This window comes from Capnocytophaga sp. oral taxon 329 str. F0087 (genome assembly GCF_000213295.2).
Lineage (GTDB): Bacteria > Bacteroidota > Bacteroidia > Flavobacteriales > Flavobacteriaceae > Capnocytophaga > Capnocytophaga leadbetteri_A.
The window spans coordinates 1-3,803 of record NZ_KN390078.1 but is presented as its reverse complement, the minus strand read 5'-3'; the positions used below and the strand labels follow the sequence as shown (position 1 = coordinate 3,803).

Genomic DNA, 3,803 nt, shown 5'->3' with positions numbered 1-3,803 from the left:
GTATAGAGACTTCTTTTGAACTAAATGAGTTAGAAGACCTTTATTTACCTTATAAAAAAAGGCGCAAAACTAAAGGTGATGTGGCTAAAGAAAACGGCTTGGAGCCTCTTGCCAAACAGATTATGGCACAACGCCCTGCTGACTTGTCTTCGCTTGCCTCTCGTTATCTATCTGATAAGGTAACTACTGAAGCTGAGGCTCTACAAGGGGCTTCGGATATTATAGCCGAATGGATTAATGAAAATATGTTTATTAGGCGTACTCTTAGGAAAGTTTTTCAACGCAAAGCCCTCATTGTTACTGAGGTAGCTAAAGGGAAAGCTGATGAAGAGGAAGCTCAAAAATACTCACAATATTTTGATTGGAATGAGTCATTAGCTAAAGCCCCTTCGCATAGGGTGTTGGCTATGCTCAGAGCTGAAAAAGAGGGATTTATAAAGATGAAAGTACAAGTTGATACAGAGGAAACTTTGCCTTTCATAGAAAAAAATATCATCAAGAGTAGTGGAGAAATAGCTGACTTTTTGCAGAAAACCATAAAAGATAGTTACAAACGCCTTTTAGAGCCTTCAATTGCCAATGAAACACTTCAGGAAGCTAAAGATAAGGCTGATAGCAAAGCAATTGCCGTGTTTAGTGAGAATTTATCGCAACTATTATTGGCTGCCCCTTTGGGTGAAAAGCGGATTTTGGCTATTGACCCTGGTTATCGAACCGGCTGCAAGGTGGTATGCTTAGATGAAAAAGGCGACCTACTGCACCACGATGTTATTTATCCTCACGCGCCTCAGCAAGATACAGCTACTGCTACTAAAAAGCTGCGCACAATGGTTGCTCAGTATAAAATAGAGGCTATTAGTATAGGTAATGGTACTGCTTCGCGCGAGACAGAAGCCTTTGTAAAATCGGTAGCATTTCCTCAGTCAATAGAAATATTTGTAGTGAGTGAAGCAGGAGCATCGGTATATTCAGCCTCTAAGATAGCACGAGAGGAGTTCCCTAACGAAGACGTTACTGTACGAGGAGCTATATCTATCGGTAGGCGTCTATCAGACCCTTTGGCAGAATTGGTGAAAATAGACCCTAAAAGTATAGGTGTGGGGCAATATCAGCACGATGTGAACCAAACGCTATTGAAAGAAGAGCTTGACACTACTGTGATGCGCTGTGTAAATAAAGTAGGTGTTAATCTGAATACCGCCAGCAAGTCGCTATTGAGTTATGTGTCGGGTATAGGTGACAAGATGGCAGAAAATATAGTAGCGTACCGATCTGCTAACGGAGCCTTCAACAAACGAGAAGCCTTGAAAAAAGTACCGCGTTTGGGTGATAAAGTATACCAGCAAGCTGTAGCTTTCTTGCGCATCAAAGAAGGAGATAATCCGTTAGACAATTCGGCTGTACACCCTGAAGCCTACCCCATAGTACACAAAATGGCAAAGGATTTGGGATTGCCTACGGAGAAACTTATAGGCAACAAACAAGCTATTGCAACCATTGATATTCAGAAATATATCACTGATGAAGTGGGTATATTATATCTAAAAGATGTGTTAAAAGAACTTGAGAAACCTGGTCTTGACCCTCGACAAGCTGCTAAAGCTTTTGCTTTTGACCCTAATGTAAAGACTTTTGATGATGTAAGGGTAGGAATGGTATTGCCAGGGATAGTGAATAACATCACCGCTTTTGGTTGTTTTGTGGATATAGGATTGAAAGAGAGTGGTTTAGTACATATTTCGCAACTGAAAGACGGTTATGTATCTGATGTAAATGAAGTAGTAAAACTCCACCAACAAGTAGAGGTAAAGGTGACGGAAGTAGATGAGGCAAGGCATCGGATATCGCTTTCAATGATACTTTAAAAAATGAAAATATATTTTTTTTCATTTTTTTTTGGTTACGTGATATTTTTTTTGCATCTTTGCAAATATTTTTAAAGACTTCCACCAGAGAGATGATGAGAAGGCTTTTATTATCAACAGATTAGCTAAAAAATAGTAATAGACTTTTTTATATATACATAAAAACAAATGAAAAAATTTGATAAAGAAGTGTACCTAAAATGGTACGAGGACATGCTCTTTTGGAGGAAGTTTGAAGATAAACTGGCAGCGGTTTACATTCAGCAAAAAGTAAGAGGATTCTTGCACCTATACAACGGTCAGGAAGCGGTAGCAGCAGGATGTTTGCACGCTATAGACCCTACTAAGGACAAGATGATCACTTCGTACAGATGCCACGTACACCCTATTGGTTTGGGCGTAGACCCACGTAGGATAATGGCTGAACTATACGGTAAAGGTACTGGTACTTCACTCGGTTTGGGAGGATCAATGCACATTTTCTCAAAAGAACATCATTTTTATGGTGGTCACGGTATTGTGGGCGGACAAATAGCTTTAGGAGCTGGTTTGGCTTTTGCTGATAAATTCTTAAACCGCGACGGAGTAACCCTTACTTTTATGGGTGATGGAGCTGTGCGCCAAGGAGCTTTTCACGAAACGCTTAACTTAGCTATGCTTTGGAAACTGCCAGTAGTTTTCATCGTAGAAAACAACCACTACGCAATGGGTACTTCAGTGGAAAGAACTGCTAACCACGTAGACATCTGGAAATTAGGTTTAGGTTATGAAATGCCTTGCCAAGCGGTAGACGGTATGCACCCTGAAACAGTAGCTGAAGCAGTATACGAGGCTGTAGAACGCGCTAGAAGAGGTGATGGGCCTACCTTATTGGATATTAGAACTTACCGCTACAGAGGACACTCTATGTCTGACGCTCAACACTATCGTACTAAAGAAGAGGTGGAAGAGTACAAGAAACAAGACCCTATCACCAACGTACTAAGCGTAATAAAAGATAAAAAATACGCTACAGACGCTGAATTGGAAGCTATAGACGAACGCGTGAAGAACTTGGTAGCAGAATGCGAGAAATTTGCAGAAGAGTCGCCATACCCAGAACACCATATAATGTATGATGTAGTATACGACCAAGAAAACTACCCATTCTTGCGCAGTAGACTGTAATTAAAATAAAAACACTAATATAAATAACAACATAAATGGCAGAAATTATCAATATGCCACGACTCAGCGACACCATGGAAGAAGGTGTTGTAGCAAAGTGGCTAAAAAAAGTAGGCGATAAAGTAAACGAAGGCGACATTTTGGCTGAGATAGAAACAGACAAAGCTACAATGGAGTTTGAATCGTTTCATTCAGGCACCCTATTGTACATAGGTTTACAAGAAGGTGAAAGTGCAAAAGTAGATACCCTATTAGCTATCATCGGTAAAGAGGGAGAAGACATTTCGGCTCTTATTGGTGGTGGAGCTCCTGCCCCTGCCAAAGCTGAAGCAGCTGCTCCTGCTGCAGCTCCTGCCCCTGCTGCTACTGGTGCTGCTGTACCTGCAGGTGTAGAAATAGTAACTATGCCTCGCTTGAGCGATACTATGACAGAAGGTACTGTAGCTTCTTGGTTGAAAAAAGTAGGTGACACTGTAAAAGAAGGCGATATTTTGGCTGAGATTGAAACAGATAAAGCCACAATGGAGTTTGAATCATTCTATGCAGGTACCCTATTATACATAGGTTTGAAAGAAGGCGAAAGTGCTTCAGTAGATTCACTTTTAGCTATTATAGGTCCTGCTGGTACTGATGTAAATGCCGTATTAGCGGCTGTACAAGGTGGTGGTGCTGCCCCAGCAGCTCCTGCTGCTAAAGCTGAAAGTAAAGAAGCTGCTCCTGCGGCTGCCCCAGCAGCTACTAATGCTAATGACCGTGTATTTGCTTCGCCTT

The 3,803-nt window shown here is 41.2% G+C and carries 3 protein-coding genes; all 3 read left to right on the top strand.

The annotated features are described in order from the left end of the window. Positions 1 to 1,865 (top strand): Tex family protein (locus HMPREF9074_RS11295; RefSeq protein ID WP_034540913.1); only part of this gene is annotated, 1,865 nt, incomplete at its 5' end. Positions 1,866 to 2,033: 168 nt separating this feature from the next. Further along, on the top strand, positions 2,034 to 3,032 hold the full coding sequence (pdhA, locus tag HMPREF9074_RS11290; protein ID WP_009389836.1) for a pyruvate dehydrogenase (acetyl-transferring) E1 component subunit alpha: 999 nt from the start codon (positions 2,034 to 2,036) through the stop codon (positions 3,030 to 3,032). A 35-nt stretch (positions 3,033 to 3,067) separates the two neighbouring features. Next, positions 3,068 to 3,803, top strand: a 736-nt coding sequence (locus tag HMPREF9074_RS11285) for a biotin/lipoyl-containing protein (protein ID WP_034540916.1), incomplete at its 3' end; no start/stop codon positions are given.

Coding starts and splice junctions, on each gene's coding strand:
- pdhA (WP_009389836.1), top strand. CDS start 2,034: ATGAAAAAATTTGATAAAGAAGTGTACCTAAAATGGTACGAGGACATG.